This window comes from Anaerocolumna xylanovorans DSM 12503 (assembly GCF_900143645.1).
GTDB lineage: Bacteria > Bacillota > Clostridia > Lachnospirales > Lachnospiraceae > Anaerocolumna > Anaerocolumna xylanovorans.
The window spans coordinates 1-1,495 of record NZ_FRFD01000022.1 but is presented as its reverse complement, the minus strand read 5'-3'; the positions used below and the strand labels follow the sequence as shown (position 1 = coordinate 1,495).

Sequence of the window (1,495 nt, the reverse complement as noted above, 5' to 3'; positions counted from 1 at the left end):
ACGGTTACACATTGAAAAAGATAGCCGATAAGGTAGGTAAAGACAACTCTACAATTGCAAAGGAAATCAGGAAACACCGAATCGGAGATGAAGGATATAATACTCACAGCAATGACTGTATGTACCGTTTTTACTGCCAGAAACAGTCTACGTGTCCTGACTGCGACAGGATGAAAAGGTGCTGTACATGTAAGAAGAATGATTGCAGGACATTCTGTCAGGATTATCATTCGGATATGTGCAGGAACATATCCCGTGCACCTTATGTATGTAATGGTTGCCAAAGTATCTATGACTGTCGCAAACCTCATTTTTTTTACCGGGCAAATGTGGCTTATGATACCTATAAATCCCTGCTAAAGGATACTAGAGAAGGAATAGCTCTGTCGCGTCAACAGCTTTATGAACTGGATTGCTTAATAACCCCGCTTATTAAACGTGGGCAGTCAATAGCGCACATTTATACAGGCCACAAGGATGAAATCCCATGCTCCATGAAGTCATTGTATAATTATATCGATCAGGGGATATTTACTGCTAGGAACATTGATCTTCCTAAGAAGGTAAAATATAAGGCTCGTAAAAAGAAGAGGAAAGAACCAGTAACTGATTATGCTTACAGGGAAGGTAGGACTTATAAGGATTTTCTGTCATTCATACAGGAACACCCTGAAACAAATGTGGTTGAACTGGATACGGTACATGGTAGCAATAAAACCGGAAATGTAATGCTCACCATGCTGTTCCGCAACTGTAGCCTGATGCTTATTATACTTATGACGGATTGCACAAAGGAATGCGTTAAGAAAGTTTTTGATGGTTTTGAAGCAGCGCTCGGACTTGAAATTTTCACCAATACATTCCCGATTATTCTAACGGACAATGGCCCTGAATTCAAAGGTCCGGCAGATGTTGAGAAAAGCTTAAGTGGAGGAGAAAGAACTAAAGTATTTTTTTGTGATCCACTGGCATCCTGGCAGAAAGCTAAGCTTGAAAAGAATCACGGATATATTCGGAAGGTAATACCAAAAGGTATACCTATAACCGGTCTTACACAGGAAGACTTGACATTGTTGGCAAATCACATTAACTGTACAGCAAGAGCCAGTTTAAATGGCCGCAATCCATTAGAACTGGCTCAGTTACTGCTTGATAAAAAGCTGATTCATGCTGCTGGCCTTAAACCAGTACCCGCAGATGATATCATGCTAAAGAAATCCTTATTGAAACACTAATTATCAGCTGAAAATATGATACAGGCAGAGATTAGTCCATGAAAATGTAAATTCATCGTGTGGAACTTACTTTTACACAGTATTTTCCAGATGTCTGCTTTTTGTACGCAAAAAAAAGCTAAAAACAGTGTCCACAGTTCTATTATAGCTATATTAATTTAAAAGTAAATGTAATATTAACTAGTAAAATCAATAAAGTAGAGGTTGTGATTACAAAAAACTTCGCTGTAGTCTATAGGAATTTCGATTTACATTCAAGG

General features: G+C 38.4%; 1 protein-coding gene. It reads left to right on the top strand.

Going from position 1 to position 1,495, the window contains the following annotated elements:
• Positions 1 to 1,235 (top strand): IS30 family transposase (locus BUF11_RS23700; protein WP_139243503.1); only part of this gene is annotated, 1,235 nt, incomplete at its 5' end.
• Positions 1,236 to 1,495 lie beyond the last annotated feature (260 nt).